18 protein-coding genes and 1 pseudogene are annotated in these 19,704 nt (G+C 64.5%); 3 read left to right on the top strand and 16 right to left on the bottom strand.

What is annotated here, in order from left to right; translation table 11 throughout:
• Nucleotides 1-33: 33 nt before the first annotated feature.
• Together rpsI and rplM are read right to left on the bottom strand one after the other, a co-directional pair.
• The gene (gene rpsI / locus ACESNG_RS14870) at nucleotides 34-423 is read right to left on the bottom strand and encodes a 30S ribosomal protein S9 (RefSeq protein WP_171224368.1); all 390 of its coding nucleotides are present in this window, start codon (nucleotides 421-423) and stop codon (nucleotides 34-36) included.
• Nucleotides 423-872 carry a 50S ribosomal protein L13 gene (rplM, locus tag ACESNG_RS14865; protein ID WP_373069537.1) on the bottom strand — a complete coding sequence of 150 codons (450 nt, stop codon included), beginning with the start codon at nucleotides 870-872 and terminating at the stop codon, nucleotides 423-425. The genes rpsI and rplM overlap by 1 nt, the downstream gene beginning before the upstream one ends.
• A 295-nt stretch (nucleotides 873-1,167) precedes the next feature.
• On the opposite strand from rplM, the pseudogene mscL reads away from it, so the two are divergent.
• Nucleotides 1,168-1,509: pseudogene (gene mscL / locus ACESNG_RS14860) on the top strand (large conductance mechanosensitive channel protein MscL); the annotation flags it as partial.
• Between the two features lie 39 nt (nucleotides 1,510-1,548).
• Here the strand turns inward: mscL and ACESNG_RS14855 are convergent.
• From ACESNG_RS14855 to ACESNG_RS14835, 5 genes are all read right to left on the bottom strand, one after another.
• Nucleotides 1,549-2,064 carry a biotin/lipoyl-containing protein gene (locus ACESNG_RS14855; protein WP_373062325.1) on the bottom strand — a complete coding sequence of 172 codons (516 nt, stop codon included), beginning with the start codon at nucleotides 2,062-2,064 and terminating at the stop codon, nucleotides 1,549-1,551.
• Complete coding sequence (locus tag ACESNG_RS14850; protein ID WP_373062323.1) at nucleotides 2,061-3,491, bottom strand: class I SAM-dependent RNA methyltransferase; 1,431 nt, start codon at nucleotides 3,489-3,491, stop codon at nucleotides 2,061-2,063. Before ACESNG_RS14850 ends, ACESNG_RS14855 begins: the two co-directional genes overlap by 4 nt.
• A complete protein-coding gene (accC, locus tag ACESNG_RS14845) occupies nucleotides 3,491-5,041 on the bottom strand; it encodes an acetyl-CoA carboxylase biotin carboxylase subunit (protein ID WP_373062331.1) in 1,551 nt (516 codons plus the stop codon). Before accC ends, ACESNG_RS14850 begins: the two co-directional genes overlap by 1 nt.
• 8 nt (nucleotides 5,042-5,049) lie before the next feature.
• Nucleotides 5,050-6,588, bottom strand: coding sequence for an acyl-CoA carboxylase subunit beta (locus tag ACESNG_RS14840; RefSeq protein WP_373062329.1), 1,539 nt, complete (start codon nucleotides 6,586-6,588; stop codon nucleotides 5,050-5,052).
• Between the two features lie 104 nt (nucleotides 6,589-6,692).
• A complete protein-coding gene (locus ACESNG_RS14835) occupies nucleotides 6,693-7,097 on the bottom strand; it encodes an energy transducer TonB (protein ID WP_373062321.1) in 405 nt (134 codons plus the stop codon).
• Nucleotides 7,098-7,491: 394 nt separating this feature from the next.
• On the opposite strand from ACESNG_RS14835, the gene ACESNG_RS14830 reads away from it, so the two are divergent.
• Both ACESNG_RS14830 and ACESNG_RS14825 read left to right on the top strand, forming a co-directional pair.
• Nucleotides 7,492-8,019, top strand: coding sequence for a hypothetical protein (locus ACESNG_RS14830; RefSeq protein ID WP_373069535.1), 528 nt, complete (start codon nucleotides 7,492-7,494; stop codon nucleotides 8,017-8,019).
• A 437-nt stretch (nucleotides 8,020-8,456) separates the two neighbouring features.
• Nucleotides 8,457-9,233, top strand: coding sequence for a PEP-CTERM sorting domain-containing protein (locus ACESNG_RS14825; protein WP_373069533.1), 777 nt, complete (start codon nucleotides 8,457-8,459; stop codon nucleotides 9,231-9,233).
• A gap of 158 nt (nucleotides 9,234-9,391) precedes the next feature.
• Here the strand turns inward: ACESNG_RS14825 and ACESNG_RS14820 are convergent, their stop codons facing one another.
• From ACESNG_RS14820 to ACESNG_RS14780, 9 genes are all read right to left on the bottom strand, one after another.
• Complete coding sequence (locus ACESNG_RS14820) at nucleotides 9,392-11,212, bottom strand: 30S ribosomal protein S1 (RefSeq protein WP_373062315.1); 1,821 nt, start codon at nucleotides 11,210-11,212, stop codon at nucleotides 9,392-9,394.
• A 133-nt stretch (nucleotides 11,213-11,345) separates the two neighbouring features.
• Nucleotides 11,346-13,367, bottom strand: a complete 2,022-nt coding sequence (gene aroA / locus ACESNG_RS14815; protein WP_373062313.1) for a 3-phosphoshikimate 1-carboxyvinyltransferase — start codon at nucleotides 13,365-13,367, stop codon at nucleotides 11,346-11,348.
• Nucleotides 13,364-14,215, bottom strand: a complete 852-nt coding sequence (locus ACESNG_RS14810) for a 2,3,4,5-tetrahydropyridine-2,6-dicarboxylate N-succinyltransferase (RefSeq protein WP_373062311.1) — start codon at nucleotides 14,213-14,215, stop codon at nucleotides 13,364-13,366. The genes aroA and ACESNG_RS14810 overlap by 4 nt, the downstream gene beginning before the upstream one ends.
• Before the next feature lie 42 nt (nucleotides 14,216-14,257).
• A complete protein-coding gene (dapA, locus tag ACESNG_RS14805) occupies nucleotides 14,258-15,148 on the bottom strand; it encodes a 4-hydroxy-tetrahydrodipicolinate synthase (RefSeq protein ID WP_373062309.1) in 891 nt (296 codons plus the stop codon).
• Between the two features lie 20 nt (nucleotides 15,149-15,168).
• Nucleotides 15,169-15,915 (bottom strand): 4-hydroxy-tetrahydrodipicolinate reductase, encoded by a 747-nt coding sequence (locus tag ACESNG_RS14800; RefSeq protein ID WP_373062307.1) that lies wholly within the window; start codon nucleotides 15,913-15,915, stop codon nucleotides 15,169-15,171.
• The gene (lysC, locus tag ACESNG_RS14795) at nucleotides 15,912-17,267 is read right to left on the bottom strand and encodes a lysine-sensitive aspartokinase 3 (protein ID WP_373062305.1); all 1,356 of its coding nucleotides are present in this window, start codon (nucleotides 17,265-17,267) and stop codon (nucleotides 15,912-15,914) included. Before lysC ends, ACESNG_RS14800 begins: the two co-directional genes overlap by 4 nt.
• A complete protein-coding gene (asd, locus tag ACESNG_RS14790) occupies nucleotides 17,264-18,340 on the bottom strand; it encodes an aspartate-semialdehyde dehydrogenase (RefSeq protein WP_373062303.1) in 1,077 nt (358 codons plus the stop codon). Before asd ends, lysC begins: the two co-directional genes overlap by 4 nt.
• Complete coding sequence (locus ACESNG_RS14785; RefSeq protein ID WP_373062301.1) at nucleotides 18,337-19,329, bottom strand: M20/M25/M40 family metallo-hydrolase; 993 nt, start codon at nucleotides 19,327-19,329, stop codon at nucleotides 18,337-18,339. The genes asd and ACESNG_RS14785 overlap by 4 nt, the downstream gene beginning before the upstream one ends.
• 32 nt (nucleotides 19,330-19,361) lie before the next feature.
• Nucleotides 19,362-19,583: a hypothetical protein gene (locus tag ACESNG_RS14780; protein ID WP_373062299.1), complete on the bottom strand. Its 222-nt coding sequence runs from the start codon at nucleotides 19,581-19,583 to the stop codon at nucleotides 19,362-19,364.
• Nucleotides 19,584-19,704: the final 121 nt, after the last annotated feature.

Here is a 19,704-nt window from a genome sequence, read left to right as displayed (position 1 = left end):
AGATACGTAGTACGACGCGGCGAACCGCGTGTACTAGCGCTTGGAGAATTGGAAACGCTTACGAGCGCCGGCACGGCCCGGCTTCTTACGCTCGACTTCACGCGCGTCACGCGTCATGAGGCCGTACTCGCGCAGCTTCTTCTTGTTATTCTCGTCGATCTTGACGAGGGCACGCGCAATCGCGAGGCGCACGGCACCGGCCTGCCCGGCTACGCCACCACCGTCGAGGACGGCTTTGATGTCGTACTTGCCAAGCGTGTCGGTCAGCGTGAACGGCTGCTGAATCGCGGACACGAGCGTCGGACGCGGGAAGTACTCACCGAGCGTGCGGCCGTTCACGTCCCACTTGCCGGAACCCGGCGTCATGTACATGCGGCACACCGCACGCTTGCGACGACCGATCGTCTGAATCTGCTCTGACATTACTTGGCCTCGGCGGAGGAGAAGGTGAGCGTCGCCGGGACCTGCGCGACATGCGGATGCTCGGCGCCTGCGAAGACGCGCAGTTTGCGACGCAGTACCTGACGGCCCAGCGCCGTCTTGGGGAGCATGCCGTACACGGCCTTCTCGATCACGCGCTCCGGATGCTTCGCCAACACCGAGGCAAAGGGCGTGTGCTTTTCGTGGCCCATGTAGCCGGTGTGGCTGAAGTAGGTCTTCTGCTCGGCCTTGCGGCCGGTCACCTGTACCTTCGACGCATTGATCACGATGACGAAGTCACCCGTGTCCATATGAGGCGTGTACATGGGCTTGTGCTTCCCGCGGATGATCTTCGCGACTTCCGACGCGAGACGGCCCAGGACCATTCCTTCCGCGTCGACGATATACCACCGACGGTCGATATCCTTCGGGGTCGCGCTGTAGGTCTTCATGCTAACGTGATCCGTGCGTGATTCGGAGACGCCAACAGAGGCGCTCAGAAAGAGATAAAGGAACTACGAAGAGAAAACAGGCACTGCTGAACGCTGAAACGCCCGGAAAACGGGACAGACTCGTAGGTTACTCAGCATTGAAGTCTGTGTCAATCCGAGGGTTGAGGCTCGTTTCCCGGTGGCACCATTCCAGAGGAACTGCTCGGGCTCCCTTGCCGGTTCGCTTGGCCGTGAACCAGACTGGACTCTGCGGGTGCCGATGCCTGCCTTCACCCCTCCCGGAGTTTGCATGTCGATGATGTCGGAGTTCAAGGAATTCGCCATGAAGGGCAGCGTGATGGACCTGGCGATCGGTGTCGTCATCGGCGGTGCGTTCCAAAAGATCGTTGATAGCATGGTCACCGACATCATCATGCCCCTCGTCGGACTGGCCACCGGCGGCGTCGACTTCACCAACCGTTTCGTGGCCCTTCAGGGTGGCCCCTTCACGACCCTCGATGAGGCCAGGAAGGCTGGCGTCGCCACGCTCAACTACGGCCTGTTCCTCAATCAGGTGCTCACATTCCTGATCGTCGCCTTCGTGCTGTTCATCGTGATCAAGGGCGTGAACCGTATGCGCCGCAACGCACCAGCCAAGGTCTGATCAGGTACCGAGGCCGATTCCGATCCCGTCTGATTACACGGACGGGATCGGCCCCAGCTCTACCAGCAGCGCCCCTTTGTCGACGGCTTGTCCCGGGACGGCCTGTACCGCTGTGACCACACCGGCCACCGAAGCCCGCAACTCGTTCTCCATCTTCATGGCTTCGACCACGACGAGCCCCTGCCCCGCGCTCACCGTATCGCCCACGGCCACCGACACGCGCACCACAAGTCCCGGCATGGGCGCCAGCAACGGCGCCGGCCCGCTGGCCTCGGCCTCCGCCGCGGTGAGATCGCGGATGGCCCGCATCCGCTCATCGAGCGCCTCGGCCTCTACCCGCTGACCGTCCAGATCGAGCGTCCAGCGGCCCCGTGACGCGCCGCGGCGCGCCACCAAACGGTGCACTTGTTCGCCGATCCGTAGCAGACGCACCGGCGTCCCCTCGATCGCTGACAGCGAGGCCGCCACGCGCTCGCCTTCCACCTCCGCATGCGTGCCGTCGAGGTCCACGATCACGCGCTCGCCGTTCACATCCACGATGTACTTCATGTCGTCGTCTCCGGGCGCAGCACACACACGGTTTCCACGTGCGCCGTCTGCGGGAACATGTCGAAACAACGCACCGCATCGATGCGCCACCCGGGAATGCGCGCGAGGTCCCGCGCCAGCGTCGCCGGATCACAACTCACGTACACAATGCCGCGCAGGCCGCGGCTCGCCGCCTGTTCGAGCAGCGCCGTCACGCCCGTCGCCACTCCAGCGCGTGGCGGGTTGAGCACCACGACATCCGCCGGTAGCGCCGACGACAGCGCCGATTCGACCAGCGCGGTAACCACCTGCACGCGATCGCCCAGACCTGCTTCCTCGACCCGACGACGCGTGGCCGCCGCCCCCGCGGCGTCGGCCTCGATCGACACGACCGAGGCGCCATCGCGGGCAAATCGTTCCGTCAGCTCGCCGCTGCCGGCATACGCATCGATCACGCGCGTCGGCGCGAACGCCTGCACCGTCGCAAAAACGAAGTCACGCAGCGCCGTGGCCACTGTGGGATTGACCTGCGCGAACGCGAGTGCCTCGCGCGCATCCGGCTCGTAGCGTCCGGCCTCCGCAGCCTCGTCCATCGCCGTGGCTCCGCCCGGCGCCTCGACCTCGAGCGACAGCCCCACGCTGCCCGCCGCGCCGTCAGTCGCCACGTCGCCCGCCAGCCCGACCGGCTTCCCGCCTCGCGGTAGCCACCACACCGCGCGAACCGGCGCCGAGGCGCGAGCCAAGGCCGCCGCCCACTGCGCACCGTCGCTCCAGGACTCACCTCCCTGCACGACGACCGCGACGGCTTCCTGGCCCACGTCAGCGTTCAACAGGCGGAACGATACGCGCAGAAAGCGATCCGTCGGCATGCCGTGCAGGCGCTCACGCATGTCGAGCCAGCAGCGCACGAGCACCGGATTCGCGATCGCACACTCGTCGAGCGCGAACACGCGTGCCGCATCGTCGTGCGGATGCAGTCCGCCGGTCCATCCGCGACCACGCGGCAGCAGCATCAGCGTGAGCCGCCCGCGATAGCCCCACGACTCACCCGTCACAAGCTCCGGGAGCTCGATCGTGCGCTTCCCGATGCGCGACAGTGCATCCTGCACGATGTGGCGGCGCGCATCGCGCTGTGTCTCGTCGTCGAGATGTTGCAGCTGACAGCCGCCACAACGATCGCGCTCGTAATGCACGCAGCGCGCTTCCACACGATGCGCGGAAGGCGTGACGATTTGCAGCACGCGGCCGCGTCCGTGACGTGCCTGCGCGACGTACGCCACCTGCGCCACGTCCCCCGGCGCCGTACGTGGCACGAAGCACACCAAGCCATTCGCCCGGCCGACCCCGTCGCCGCCCTTCGCGATACGGTCGATCGTCATCGTGGCGATCTCCTCCACGGCCGGCTTCTCCGACACACGACGAGGGCGACGATCCAGTCGTTTCTTCATCACGAAGACCGCAGCGATTCGCGCCGCGCCACGTCACGCCACGACGGACGGTGTGCATCGCGGCGCACGGCCGTGGCATCGTTCGCCTGCGTCGTGGTCGACGACGTGGTCGCCGTGCCGCTCGAGGCGCTCCGCTCTTCATGCGCCACCAGCGCCGCCGCAATGGCGGCCAGCCGGATCGATTCGCGATCGGTAGCCGGAGCCGTCAACGCCGGGAGATTCTGTTCCAGCCACTGGATGTGGATATCGCCACGCTGAAAGTCGGAGTGATCCATCACGCGCAGATGAAAGCTGCGCGAGGTCTCGATGCCATCGATGGTGAGTTCACGCAACGCGCGTCGCATGCGCGAAATGGCGAGATCGCGCGTCGGCGCGTGCACGATCAGCTTGGCCAGCATCGGATCGTAGTGCAGACCGATCTCGCTGCCCGACTCGATTCCACCGTCCCACCGCACCCCGGGCCCGGTGGGCAGATGCAGATACTCGATGCGCCCGGTGCTCGGCAGGAATCCGTTCGACGGATCTTCGCTCGTGATGCGGCACTCCATCGCCCAACCACGCGGCGTGAAGTCCTTCTGCGCGAACGGCAGCGCTTCGCCGGCAGCCACGCGGATCTGCCACTGCACCAGATCGAGCCCCATCACAAGCTCCGTGACGGGATGCTCCACTTGAATGCGCGTATTCATCTCGAGGAAATAGTACTGCCCGTCGGTGTCGAGCAGGAACTCACACGTGCCGGCGTTCACGTAGCCGGCCGCCCGCGCCGCGGCCACGGCTGTCGCACCCATGCGCGCGCGCAACTCCGGCGACACGGCCACGCTGGGAGCTTCTTCGATCATCTTCTGGTGTCGACGTTGCACTGAGCATTCCCGCTCGCCAAGGTGCACGATGTTGCCGTGCGTGTCGGCCAACACCTGAATCTCGACGTGACGCGGGCCTTCGATGTACTTCTCGATATACACGGCGTCATCACCGAAGGCGTTCTGCGCTTCGCGTTTCGCCGACGCCAGCGCGTCGGCCAGTTCCGAGGCCGCGCGCACGATGCGCATGCCCTTGCCGCCGCCGCCGGCGGCCGCTTTCAGCAACACCGGAAACCCGAACGTCTCGGCGATGGCGACGGCTTCGTCGGCATCGCGCACGCTCTCGGTGGTACCCGGCACGACCGGCACACCGGCCGCAATGGCCAGCTGACGAGCGGCCGTCTTCGAGCCCATCGCGTCGATGGCTTCCGCCGGAGGCCCGATGAACACGAGTCCGGCATCGCGCACCGCGCGCGCAAACCACGCGCGTTCAGAGAGGAAGCCATAGCCCGGATGAATCGCCTGCGCGCCGGTACGGAGCGCGACGTCGATGAGTCGTTCACCAACGAGGTAGCTCTGGCTCGACGGCGGCGGACCGATGAGAACCGCTTCATCGGCTTCGCGCACGTGCGGCGCGCGGGCATCCGCTTCGGAATACACGGCAACGGTCTTCACGCCGAGCTCCTGACAGGCCCGGATCACGCGCAGCGCGATCTCGCCGCGGTTGGCCACCAGCACCTTGCTGAACATCGGCGGCTTCACAGGGGAAGGTTTCCGTGCTTCTTCGCCGGATTGCGATCGCGCTTGCCGCGCAGCGTCTCGAGCGCATCGATCAGACGCGGTCGAGTGTCGCGCGGATCGATCACGTCATCCACATAGCCGCGAGCGGCCGCGTTGTACGGATTCGCGAACTTCTCCGTGTACTCGGCCACGCGCGCATCCATCGCCGCCTGCGGATCGCTCGCTTCGGCGATCTCCTTCTTGTACAGAATCTCCACGGCTCCCTTGGGGCCCATCACGGCGATTTCCGCCGTGGGCCAGGCCACGTTGTAATCGCCGCGAATGTGCTTCGAGCTCATGACGTCGTACGCGCCGCCGTACGCCTTGCGCGTGATCACCGTGAGCTTCGGTACCGTCGCTTCGCAGTACGCGTACAGCAGCTTGGCGCCGTGCTTGATGATGCCGCCATGCTCCTGCGCCACACCGGGCAGGAATCCCGGCACGTCTTCGAACGTCACGAGCGGAATGTTGAAGCAGTCGCAGAAGCGCACGAAGCGCGCCGCCTTCATCGACGCGTTGATGTCGAGCACGCCGGCCATCACCGCCGGCTGGTTGGCGACAATACCGACGCTGTAACCGCCAAGATGCGCGAAGCCGATAAGGATGTTGCCGGCGTAATCGGGCTGCACCTCGTAGAACTCCCCGTCATCCACGATGCGGCCGATCACGTCATGCATGTCGTACGGCTTGTTCGGATTATCGGGAATCACGTCGAGCAACGATTCGTCGCGCCGATCGCGCGGATCGCGACCCGAGCCGCGCGGCGGGTCATCCACGTTGTTCGAGGGTACGAAGCGGAACAGTTCGCGGATCTGCTGCAGGCAGGCGAGCTCGGAGTCACACGCAAAGTGCGCGACACCGCTGGTACCGGCATGCGTGTCGGCGCCGCCAAGCTCCTCCATCGTGACGTCTTCGTGCGTGACCGTTTTCACGACATTCGGTCCGGTCACGAACATGTAGCTCGTGCCGCGCACCATGTAGATGAAGTCGGTGATCGCCGGCGAGTACACGGCACCGCCGGCGCATGGCCCGAGAATCGCCGAGATCTGCGGTACCACACCCGAGGCCATGGTGTTGCGCAGGAAGATGTCGGCGTAGCCACCGAGCGATACGACGCCTTCCTGAATGCGCGCGCCCCCCGAGTCGTTCAGGCCGATCACCGGCGCGCCGTTGCGCACCGCCAGATCCATGACCTTGCAGATCTTGGCGGCGTGCGCCTCGGACAGCGACCCACCGAACACGGTGAAGTCCTGTGAGAAGACGTACACGATTCGTCCTTCGATCCGACCGTGTCCGGCAACGACACCGTCACCGTAAATCGGCGTTTCGCCATCGGCGAGCGAGCGGGAGGTGACGAATCGGTCGATCTCGACGAACGAGCTTTCGTCGAGGAGGGCATCGAGACGCTCGCGGGCAGACAATTTGCCCTTGGCGTGTTGAGCGGCGAGGCGATCGGCGCCGCCTCCCTGTTCGGAGGCATCGCGGGCGCTGGCCAACCGCTCGAGCTTCTGGCGCATGGTCGAGGACTGTGACATGGAGCGGGAAGCTAGCGCGCCTGCCCAGAAAAACGAGGAGCCGACCCCTACACGGGATCGGCGCCTCGCCTCTCAGGGATAGAACGTTACGGCTTGTAGATGATCGGAAGCACGACCTTGGTCTTCACGGCAGCCCCGTTCAACTTGCCCGGCGAGAAGTCGAGTTTCGCCACCACCTTCCTGGCCGCTTCGCCCAAGGCGGTCTGCGTCGCGTCAACCACTTCGACGCTGCCCGGTTCGACCTTACCCTTGCTGTCCACGATGAACTGGAGCTCGACCATGCCGCCGACGCCACGGCTCTTGAGGTCGGCGGGGTAGGAATCTGAAATCAGGCGGGCCGCCTGAATGGTGGAGGACAGCTTGGGCGGATTCGTGACTTCAGAAATCGGGTACACCTTGTCGTCCTGAGCCGCGGCTGGACGGGCGAACGGACCAGCGAGCAGGAGAGTCGCAAGTGCGGGGAACAGGGAACGGCGAAGGGTCAGTGACATGGAGTCAATGCTCGGAAGCGAGAGGAGCGGCAATCGGAAGCCATCGACCGCGGCATCGGGGTGATGAGCCAATGCCTCGGTGCCGCGCAGACGGCGCGGCCCGAATCAGCACCCTCGTTCTATCGGTCCCTACGCGAACGGACTGAAGCGTTCCTCACTATACCTGCCGGGTCCGTCACACTCTCGGCACTCGCGCGGCGGACGGGTTGCAGGATATGCTTCCGTGTAGTGTTTCGTGGGCGCTCCAATGTGACGGGCTTCACCTTCGCGCCGTCCTTGCACACTATATCCTGTGTGATGACTTGCCGAGTCGTGCAGCTGAGGCTGCTGGAACACGGTTTGCATTGATGCGGTGCCATTGAAGCCTTCCCTTGACGACGCTCCCATACCCGCCATGTCCGACCTCCTCGATCTCCACGATGATCCGTCTGCCCGCCGCGTCCTGTACCTCGGCGCGATCCTTCTGGTCGTCGTGCCCTTCCTGCAAGCGGGTTCGCAGCTGTGGCCGCTCCAGCTGAGCAACATCCAATGGCGCTTCGGCGCGGCGAACGCGCTCTCGAGTGTGTTGCTGCTCCCGTACCTAGGGCTGTCGCTGTTGGTCCTCATGTCGCGTGCACTCGACGGCCCCGGACTGGCCCGAACGGTGGGGGTGATCTCGGCGCTGTTTGCGCTTGTCCTGCTGGGATCGTTGGCACTCTTCGCCTTGGACGCGCTACAGCTGAAAAAAATCGTGAACTCGGCCATGATGAACGCTTTCAACACGACCGCGCTGCGCGTGGGACTGGTGACCACGCTGTTTTTGGTGGCCTTCGCGTTGATGGCAGTCGCCTGCTTCAAGACGCCGCGGGGCAGCAAGGCCGCTCCGGCCAAGAAGGGCGAGAAGCAGGCCGAAGAGGGACTCGGCTTGATCGTAGGCCGGTAAGCGATCGCGAATGGCTTACGGCGGGGCGCGACTCGCGCCTCGCTGCCCGTTAGCGGCCCCCCGTGCACATGCGCGGGGGCATTGTGTTTGGTGGTGCCGAGAAGCCGCTCGCGGCTGCGTGTTACAACGCTGGCACCCAGTGCCGTCGGTCGGCCAGCGCGCTCATGGGTGGTTTGCCGATGTGTCTGCTACTTTTCACGGATACCGTTGAATGTGGAGCGCGCGGCCGACTGCTGCAAAGTGTTGCCCCTATGCCACACGCCGACGCAACACCACCTGCGAACTGATCCGCAAAAGTAGGACAAATTGACCACTTAAAGGAAGAGTTTCCCAGTTTCGGCATAAAACGCGACTAAAATCACTGACACGAAGGGTGCTCAGCTATATGTAGGAAGCATTTCCCGTCCTCTCTTATCCGCGCGCCGCGCAAGATCACTATGAAGAAGTTCACGATGGCAGTCGGCGCGGCGATCGCGCTGGCGAGTGTTACGGCTCGGGCACAGGCGCAGACTGTGTCGTCATTGACGGGCACAACGTCGTCCGTGTCTGGCATCGACGAGTCGATCTTTGGCCGGGACATGGGTGGCATGCGGGTCACTGCGACTTTTGGTGATTTTGTGCTGACGCGCACGTGGGCGGTCTTTGACGCCAATAATTGGGGCGTAACCTTTGATAAGTTCGGTTCTCTTCAGCTTGGTACGAACACAAACACCTACAGCGGACAGCCCCCCGCGGCTAGCCAGCCCGGCCCTTGGAAGCTTCTCATCTCAACCAAGGCAGATATCGACCTTCTCGTGTTTGAGGGCGGAGCGGCGTATGGCGGTGTACTGTTCGACCGCAAGTGCAGCAACCAAAAGGCGAGCACGAGCAACTGCACGGCATTCGGTGTCGGAACTACTGGAAGTAGCCTCGGCGAGGACGCCGATTTTACCGGGAACAGCTATACCCGGGACTTCAACAAGACGACGGTTACGTACACCAACGCCGTTGGCCTTGGTATTGCTAATCCTGTCGGAGACCTTTTCACAAAGGTGACGATGGATTTCACCGATTATAAGGGTGGTCCCGACTATAAGCAGAGCCCGATCGAATTCTTCATGGATACGGACAAGGGTAGTTTTTCCACCGTCCCCGAGCCGTCCACCTACGCCCTCATGGGCGCCGGCCTCCTCGGTATCTTCGGCTTCGCCCGTCGTCGGAACCGTACCGCGTAATCACTGCACGCTGCTCGATGTCAGACCAGAAGGCCCCGCCGAAACGCGGGGCCTTCTGCGTTCATGAACCCTGCGTCGCGAAACACGACGCTCGAGCTAAAAACGAAGGCCCCGGCATCACTGCCGGGGCCTTTGTCATTCTGCTCACTACACCAGACTTACAGCCCGATCTCGTCTTCCGAGCTGTGCACCTTGCTCGGCTCGGCCGGCTTGGGCGGCTGCTCTTCCGGGACCGACGTCACGGCGAGTACGATACGGCGGTGGATCGGATCCACCTCCAACACGCGCATCACCAGGTTCATCGTTTCCCACGCGAAGTCGGCCGGGTTCGTGACCGTGCCTTCGGGGTTGAGCTGGCTCACCGGCACGAAGCCTTCGATGTCGTTGCCGAGATCGACGACCACGCCCTTGTCCATCAGACGGACAACCTTGCCCGGAAGCTCGGTGCCGACCGGGTACGTCTCACCGATGCGAAGCCACGGATCTTCCTCGGCCTGCTTCAGGCCAAGCGAAATGCGCTTGTTTTCGCTGTCGATGTTGAGGATGACCACGTCCACCGCGTCGCCCTTTTTCACGACTTCCGACGGATGCTGGACGCGCTTGGTCCAGGACATATCGGAGATGTGAATGAGGCCGTCGATGCCCGGCTCGATTTCCACGAACGCGCCGAAGCTGGTGAGGTTGCGGACCTTACCGTTGATACGTGTGCCGACCGGGTACTTGAGCGGCAGGATCACCCACGGATCCTGCTCGGTCTGCTTCATACCCAGCGAAATCTTCTCTTCGGTCTCATCGACCTTGAGCACCACCGCCTCGATCGCTTCGCCGATCGACACGATCTTCGACGGGTGGCGTACGTTGCGCGTCCAGCTCATTTCGGAGATGTGGACGAGGCCTTCGATGCCCGGCTCGAGCTCGATGAACGCGCCGTAGTTCGTGATCGACACGACCTTTCCGTTCACGCGAGTGCCGACCGGGTACTTGGCCGCCACATCCTTCCACGGGTAGCTCTGGAGCTGCTTGAGGCCGAGCGAGATGCGCTCGCGCTCCCAATCGATATCGAGGACCTTGATCTCGAGTTCCATGCCGATCTGGACCATCTCGCTCGGATGCGAGATACGGCCCCACGACATGTCCGTGATGTGCAGCAGGCCGTCCACTCCACCAAGATCGATGAATGCACCGAAGTCCGTGATGTTCTTGACGACGCCCTTCCGCACCTGATCCTTCGAGAGCTCCTTCATGAGCTTCTCGCGCTTGCCGGCGCGTTCCTGCTCGAGGATCACACGACGCGACACTACGATGTTGCGGCGACGCTTGTTGAGCTTGATGATCTTGAACTCGTACTTGTGTCCGAGCAGCTCATCGATGTTCGGCACACGACGAAGCGCAATCTGTGAACCCGGCAGGAACGCATCGACGCCCATGAGGTCGACGACAACGCCGCCCTTGATCTTCTTGACGAGCGTGCCTTCGACGGGCATGTCGCTCTCGTAGGCCACGCGGATGCGCTCCCACACGCGCATGAAGTCGGCCTTCTTCTTGGACAGGACGACAGAACCTTCCTGGTCCTCGAGGTGCTCGAGGAGCACTTCGACTTCATCGCCGACCTTGAGGTCGGGCATGTCCTTGAACTCTTCGAGCGGGATCGTCCCTTCGGACTTGAAGCCGATATCCAGGACGACCAGGTTCTCGCGAATCTCGAGGACGGTCGCCTTGACGATCTCACCTTCTTCGATCGAGGCGAGCGTGCCGTTGTACAACTCCAGCATGCGCTCGTATTCGTCGGACGAGAACTCATCTTCTTCGTAGAGTTCCGGGCGACGATTCGCGAGCGGGCGAAGCTGGCTCTTCTGCAGGTCGCGCTTTTCGCGCGGCGTGAGCTTATTATGCGCCGGCTCCGCGTCGAGCTCGTCCATGTCCGCATTGTGCGCGGCGTCCAGCTCGGCGGCGAGCTCAGGGCTCAGTTCAGTGCTCATACTTGTGGGTATCTCCGATTCGCGGAACTGCACTCGCCGCGCCGAGATGAGGGTGGAACGGATTCACAGCAGGAACCCCGAAACGTAGAGCGCTCAAGTCCCTGCGGCAATGGGTGCGCCGGTCCGCTCCACCCTAAGCCAGGGCCTGAAGCCCGCGCAGCCGATCCCGGGTGGCCTTGGCGAGCGCCACAATCCGCTCCACCTGCTCTTCCTGCGTCACCGTCGTCGTGTCGATGGTGATAGCATCCCTCGCCGGGGCGCTCTGGGCCGCGTCGAGGGCGTCCCGTGCCACCAGCGCCTCCGTCTCCTCGGCGATCTCGGTGTCGTTCGGACGACGTTCCAGCCGCTGAATCAGCCGGCGCCGCGCCCGCTCCCAGGGATCAGCCACCAGAAACACCTTGAGCGCTGCTGAGGGGAACACGGCCGTCCCGATATCACGGCCGTCAACGACGACATCGGTGGCCGCCCCAGCTGCCCTCACCTGGTCGTTGACCCAGTGTCGTACCGCCGCCATCTGGGCCACCCGCGACACTTGACGGGTGACGGGTGCATCGCGCATGGCCTCGTCCTGCACGCTGCCGTCCACGAGCGGCAGCACCGATCGCTCAGTGAGGCGCCAGGTAATCCGGGGGGCCTGCGCCAACACCCCAGCCGGCGACCACTGCTCGGGCGGCACACCGGTACCGATCGCCAACAGCGTCATCGCGCGATAGAACGCGCCGGAATCCACGTGATGCACGTTCAGGAGCTGGGCGACCCACTGGGCCGTTGAGCTTTTACCGGACGCTGCGGGTCCATCGATCGCAATCACGAGCGGCTTCCGCGCGCTCGCGTTGAGCGTTGTGGTCTCGGCCCGTTCAGACGTCGGCCCCATCGCCTGCGCCAGATCACGCCAGAACGTCGGATACGACACCGACACGCAACCCGGATCATCGATCGCGATGCGATTCCCCGGTAGCGCGCCGAGGATGCCGAACGCCATCGCCAATCGATGATCGCCATGCGTGACAACGTGTCCCGAGAGCGCGGCCTGCGACCCGACAATGCGCATACCGTCAGGAAGCTCCTCGACCTCGACGCCAAGCCGTCGCAGATTCTCGACCACGGCGCGTATACGATCGCTTTCCTTCACGCGTAGTTCACCGGCGTCGGAGATGCGCGTTTCACCGACCGCACGCGCCGCGACGCACGCGATCATCGGCAGCTCATCGATGCACCGCGGAATTTCCGCGCCGCCAATGGATGTGGCATGCAGGGATGCCGGGAAAACCACGAGCGTACCGATCGCTTCGCCACCGATGGTGCGCGAATCCTCGATCTCAATGCGCGCGCCCATTCGACGCAGCACGTCGAAGGCACCGGTGCGTGTGGGATTCAGACACACATTCTCGAGGCGCAGTTCACCCTCGTCAGCCAGCGCGGCGAGCGCGACGAAGAAGGTCGCTGACGACGGATCGGACGGCACGACGACATCAACCGCGGTGAGAACCTGCGCTGGCGGCAGGACCACGCCCTCGTCGGAGACGGTGAGTTGGACGCCACGCGCCGTGAGCATGCGTTCGGTGTGATCGCGCGACCGCTGGGGCTCGAGTACCGTGACACCCGCACCCGACGCGAGTCCGGCAAGCATCAAGGCGCCCTTGACCTGCGCACTGGCATGCGTGTTCACATACGTAATCGCCGACAGCGGCATGCCATGCACGCGCATCGGCAATCCATCGTGCCCATCAGCGCCTTCGAAGTCGATGCGCGCACCCATCTCCGCAAGCGGCGCCGCGATACGACGCATCGGCCGCCGGCTGAGACTGGCGTCACCCTCGAAGCGGGCCGCGCGACCGGCGAGTCCGGCCACAAGACCAGCGATCAATCGCGTGGTCGTTCCACTGTTGCCGCAATCAAGCGCCGACTCCGGCGCGTGCAACGACGCGATCCCGCGTCCATGCACCACGAAGTCGGCACTCAACGCGGGAATATCCGCACCCATCGCGCGCAACGCGCCGGCGGTCGCATGCACATCGGCCGACGCGAGAATATCGCGAATGCGCGTTGGTCCGCTGGCCATGGCTGCAAAGATCAACGCGCGATGGCTGATCGACTTGTCACCGGGAGCGCGGACAGCACCGCGCACCACCAGTGGCGAGTGCGTGGTACTCACCGCAACCACGCCTCGAGCGCGGTCGCGGCATCGGTCTTGTCATCCCGGTACTTCACGATCACCGGTGTCTGCAGGGACAGCCCTTGGGCTTCGCCGAAGGCCGAGGTCACGCGCCGTGCGCCCGGCACGACGACCGCACCTTCGGGGATGATCAATGGCTGGTCTGCCGTGGCACGATGCACCGTCTCCTTCACGAGGTCGTACACCGGCGTGCCACGGGTGAGAATCACGCCGGCCCCCAGCACCGCTTTGGCACGTACGACCGTCCCCTCGTACACGCCGCAGTTGCCACCGACGATGACATCGTCTTCGATGATGACCGGTGACGCGTTGATCGGTTCCAATACACCGCCGATCTGCGCGGCAGCGCTGAGATGCACGCGCTCGCCGATCTGCGCGCAGGAGCCGACGAGCGCGTGCGAGTCGACCATCGTGCCGCGACCGACATAGGCGCCGACGTTGATGTACATCGGTGGCATGCACACGACGTTCGGTGCGAGGTAGGCACCGCGCCGTACGGTGGACCCACCGGGTACGATGCGCACTTGATTCTCCACGCGGAATTCGCGCGTGGGATACGTGTGCTTGTCGAGAAAATGAAACGGCGCATGCCCCGGCATTTCGACCACACGCCCGATGCGAAAACCCAACAGGATGGCGCGCTTCACCCACGGCACGGCGTGCCACATGCCATCGGCATCACGACGGGCCGCGCGAATCTCCCCGCGCTCGAGCAACGCCAGCGCATGATCGAACAGATGCTGCGCGTCGGTCGGCAGCGCTACGCCTCCATCGAGCAGGAGCGGATCGTTGAAGCGCGTTTCGAGGTCGGTCAGCGAGAAGGCCATGAGAGCAGCATCGTAGGGAAGTGGGAAACGACAAGCGTGACGTTACGACGCGAGCGCGCCGGCCTGTACCAGCGCCGTGCGCACCAGCGGATGGTGCGCCGCGAGCAGCGGGACCAGGGGGAGCCGCAGCTGATCGCGCATTCGACCCATCATCGCAAGCATCGCCTTGGCCGGAATCGGATTCGACTCGATGAACGCGGCATGTACCACCGGTGCAACACGAGCCTCGATGCGCCGAACCTCGGCCAGATCACCACGCGCCATGGCGTTGCAAAGCGCCGACATCAAGGCGGGCACGACATTGGAAATCACCGAGATGACCCCGTCGCCGCCGTGTGCCATGACACTGACGGTGAAACCGTCGTCACCGGAGAGGACCGCGAAGTGCTCCGGGCGCTCGCGAATGATCTGCGTGATCTGCGCCAGGTTGCCCGATGCTTCCTTGACCGCCACGAAACGCGGGTCGGCCGCCAGCTCCAGACAACTGCGCGCCTCGAGATTGATCGCAGTGCGGCCGGGAACGTTGTAGATCACGATCGGCAGATCGCAGGCGTCGGCGATGGCGCGGAAGTGCGCAATCATCGCGCGCTGAGGCGGCTTGTTGTACATCGGCGTGACATGCAGCAAATGCGTGGCGCCGATCGCCTTCATGTCGCGCGACGTCGCGATGGCGCGCAGTGTGTCGTTCGAGCCGGCTCCCGCGATCACCGGCACGCGCCCGTCCACTTGCTCGACGGTGATCTCCACGACGCGGCGATGCTCCGCCGTCGTGAGCGTGACGGCTTCACCGGTCGATCCACACGGAATGACCATGTGCACGCCTTCGCCGATCTGCCACTCCACGAACGCCCGGAGCGCGACTTCGTCGATCGAACCATCCGCCATGAACGGCGTGACGAGTGCAGTACCACACCCGAAGAGTCGCTGCGCCATCGTCGTTTCGGGCTGAGTGGTCAGGAACTCGCCTGGCTCGATGCCAGGACGTCACGCATCGTGTACACCCCGGGCGCGGGCGCGCCGGCGAGCCAGCGGGCCGCCGTCAGTGCGCCGTCGGCGAACACCCGCCGGTCGCGCGCTTCGTGCACCAGTCGGATCTGCTCGAAAGGCGCGTCGAAAATGATCTCGTGGGTACCCGGCACCGAACCGGTACGCACGCTCGTGATCGGCACGACGCGCCCGAGACCGTCCTGCAACCGCTCCGCGATCGCGATGCCGGTGCCAGACGGCGCATCGAGCTTCCCGATGTGGTGTGTCTCGACCACGTGCGCGTCGAAGCCGGCCACCTGGCGCGCGCGGCGCGCGGCGTCTTCGGCTATCGCGAGAAACAGCTGGACGCCGATGCTGAAGTTCGGCGACCAGAGCGCGGCGCACTGCGCACGGTGCGCCGCCGCTTCGATGTCGGGGAGATGTGTCGACCACCCGGTGGTTCCGATGACCACCGGACAGCCTAAGCCAAGGAGCGCGATAGCGTTGGCCACCGATGCCTCCGGTGTCGTGAACTCGATCGCTACTTGCGCCCCGTTCAGATCGGCGGCGGCAACACCGCTCGACATCTCAGCCGCATCAAAACGGGCGACCACTTCGCAGCCCCGCTCGGGGGCCAGCGCGTCAAGCGCGCGACCCATACGCCCCATGCCGATCAGCGCGACCCGTACCGCGGACCCGCGTAGCGGGGACTCGCGTAGCAGCGCGCCGCTCACGAGGCCTGCTCGAAAAACGCCGCGTGTAACCGCTGCATCGCTGGCTCGACCTGCTCATCGTCGATCACGAGCGTAAAGTTGATACCGGTGGCGCTCAGCGACGCCATGTAGACGGGAATTGGTCCGAGCGCGATGAACGCATCGGCAATAGCGCGGCTGCCGTCGGCGATACCCGCACCGACGATCGCCACGATTCCGCTTCGCCGCTCCACGGCGACGTCGCCGAACGCGGCCAGATCCTGCAGGATCGCGCCAAGGTTGGTGGCATCGTCGAGCGTGACCGACACCGAGACTTCCGATGTCGTCACGACGTCGACTGATGTGCGATGCGTCTCGAACACTTCGAAGACCCGGCGCAGAAAGCCGGGCGCCAGCAGCATGCGTGAGGACCGCAGCTTCACGAGCGTCGTGCTGCGCTTGCCGGCGATCGCGCGCACGGGAAGTCGCGGCGCATCGAACGCGATCATCGTCCCCTTCCCGTCGGGCTTGCGCGAGTTGAACACGAACACGGGGATGCCACGTTGCACAGCGGGCGCGATCGTGGCAGGGTGCAGCACCTTCGCACCGAACGCGGCGAGCTCCGCCGCTTCATCGAAGCTGATGCGCTCGATGAGCTGCGCGCTCGGAATCACGCGGGGATCGGCGGTCAGCATACCATCCACGTCGGTCCAGATTTCGATCGCGGTCGCTTCGATCGCCGCTCCGATCAGTGAAGCCGAATAGTCGGATCCCCCGCGGCCGAGTGTCGTCGTGACGCGTCCGGGCGCCGATCCGACAAAGCCACCCATCACGGGAATCTTTCCTTGCTGCAAAAGAGGCAGCAGGTACTCCTGCGACGCAAGCGCGATGGCGTCGATATCGGGTTCTGCGCGCGTGAAAAAATCGTTCGTCTTCATCACATCGCGCGCATCGACCCACACGGCTGGATAGCCACGATGCCGAAAGGCGGCGGCCACGATCTGCGACGAGAGCAACTCGCCGAGTGCGGCGACGGTATCGAGCGAGCGAGGCGTGAGATAGCCAAGCGTTCGGAACGCTTCCGCGAGATGGGCCAGCTCATCGAAGCTGGCACTGATCTCCAATGCCAGCTCTGCCGCTTCCGGCGCCGCGCCGAGCAGCGCCTGCACCTCACGCAGGTGTCGATCGCGAAGTTGCTCCACCAGCTGCAACGCGCCGAGGAGTTCGCCGGCGGCGGACTTGTGGGCGACATCGAGCAACACGTTCGTCACGCCACCGAGCGCCGAGACAACGACCACGGGCGCACTGACCTGCTTGCCGACGATCACATCGACGACACGGTTGATCGCGGTGGCATCCGCCACCGACGTACCGCCGAACTTGCAAACGATCACGAGGCGACCAACCCGTCGAGCTGCCCGGTGGCCACCAGCAGCTCGGCGTTGAGAATCGAACCGCCTGCGGCGCCACGCACGACGTTGTGCGCCATCGCGACCAGCCGCAAGTCGAAGAGATTGTCGGCGCGCACGCGGCCGATGGTCACGGCCATGCCGTTCCCGGCGTTCACGTCGCGACGCGCCTGCGGCCGATCCGGCTCATCGCGCACGATGAGCACCGGCACCGGTGCCGACGGCAGTCCCTGCACCACCGCGAACCCCTTCCAGCCGCGCAACGTGTCCAGTGCCTGCTCGGTCGTGGGCGCACGCTCGAACGCCACGGACAGGCACACGGTGTGACCGTGCTCGACGGCGACGCGATTGGCGTGCGCGCTCGTTACGATCGACGCGTCGATGATCGTCTCACCGTTGTACGTACCGAGCAACTTTACCAGCTCGGCTTCGATCTTGGGTTCTTCATCACCGATGAATGGAATGACGTTGCCGAGGATATCGAGTGACGGCACGCCCGGATAGCCCGCACCTGACACGGCTTGCATCGTCGTCACGAACACCTTCGTGACGCCGAACGCCTGATGCAACGGTGCCAGCGCCATCGCGACGACGGTGACGGCGCAGTTCGCATTCGTCACGATCCCGCCGGGCCATCCGCGGTTGATCCGCTGCTGCGCGAGTAACGCCAGATGATCTCCGTTCACTTCCGGAATCACCAGCGGTACGTCGGACTCCATCCGGTAATTCTTCGCGTTGCTCAGCACCATCCGTCCCGCAACAGCGAACGCGGCTTCCACGTCGCCGGCGACCGCCGAGTCGAGAGCGGAGAAGACGATCGGCGCCGTCACCTGCTCCGGCGTGCACGATTTCACCTGGAGTGCGGCGACGGCCGGCGGCAAGGTACCTTCGAGCCAACGGGCCGCGGACGCGTACGATTTGCCGGCGCTGCGCTCAGAGGCCGCGACTTCGATGAGATCGAACCAGGGATGGCCGTCGAGAAGGCGGATGAACGCCTGGCCGACGGCACCGGTCGCACCGAGAACGGCGACCGGCCAACGTGTCACGGGCGTATTCATGCGAGCAGGGTGCGGACGATACGTTCGTAAGCGCCGACCGACGCTTCGAGTTCCACCACATCGATGTATTCGATGGGCGTATGGGCCACGTGAATCGAACCGGGCCCGAAGAGCAGCGGCGTCCCCCAGCGATCGAGCAGCGGGATGTCGCTGGTGTAGGCAACGGGCATCACCTCGAAGCCGTCGAGCACGTGAAAATACTGGGCGGGAATGTGCGAACCCCATATCAACTCGGCGCGCGTTCCAGCCCACTCCGTGAACGCCTGCTTCACGGGTGCGATATCGCCGACGAGGCGAATCATGATCTCGGCTTCCGCCAGTCCGGGAACGACGTTGGCCTCGGTGCCGGCACGCAGCACACCGATGTTGTACGTGGTGTCGCCAAGAATGGGATCGACCGGGAGCACCAAAGCGCGCAGTTGCGGCAAGATGTCGAGCAGCGGCTCGAGCGCGCTGCTGCCCAGATGGGCATACGCGGAATGCGCCTCGCGTCCACGCACCCGCACGATGACGCGCTGCGCGCCTTTGCATCCTGACGCGAGTTTGCTCTCGGTGGGTTCGCCGTTCACGAGGAACTTGCTGGTGGCCGGCAACCGGTTCGCGGCGCGCGCGCCCGGCGAGCCCTTCTCTTCACCCACCACGAAGAGCAAGTCGACCCGTTCCTCGCCGGCATCGGCCAGTCGCTGCGCGGCGATCATCATCGCCGCCGCGATGCCTTTCGCGTCGGACGACCCGCGGCCGTACAGCCGATTGCCTTCGAGACGAGGCGGCACATAAGGCGGCACGGTGTCGAGGTGTGTGGAGAGCGTCACGCCGAAACCGCGACGGGTAGCCCAGACGTTCGAGCGACCCGGCTCGACTTCCTGGAGTGATACATTCCAGCCGTGCGTGACAAGCCAGCGCGCGACGAGATCCACCGCGTCCCGTTCGCGGCCGGTGGTGGATTCGACGGACAGTAATTCGGTGGCGAGCGTCACGACGTCAGACATGGCAGAAACATACAATCGCCGCCGCTCGACTCCTACGGCATGAAGTCCGCGATCGTCTTCGAGAGCGTGCTGTCGTCCATGGTGTCGTCCCACCCGGGCGCGACCAGCGCGATCACCCGTTCCGCGCCCGAGTTGCACTCGATGGCCACGATGTCGGCAGACAGCAACGCGGCCGCTTCGCGCTGATCGACCGGCACTTCCGGCAGTTCGAGGCAAATCCATGTGGTCCCGCGCGGGTCGCGCACTGTTCGCATCTAGGCTCCAGGCCATTGGGGGTACTCGGTGTACGAAACACGCTCGTACAAACAACTACACACGGTGTGGGGCAGCAGCGACGACGGCGTACCCGGAGCGGGACTCGAACCCGCACGCTCT

Source organism: Gemmatimonas sp. (assembly GCF_041689975.1).
Lineage (GTDB): Bacteria > Gemmatimonadota > Gemmatimonadetes > Gemmatimonadales > Gemmatimonadaceae > Gemmatimonas.
This window is presented reverse-complemented; position numbering and strand designations above follow the sequence as displayed.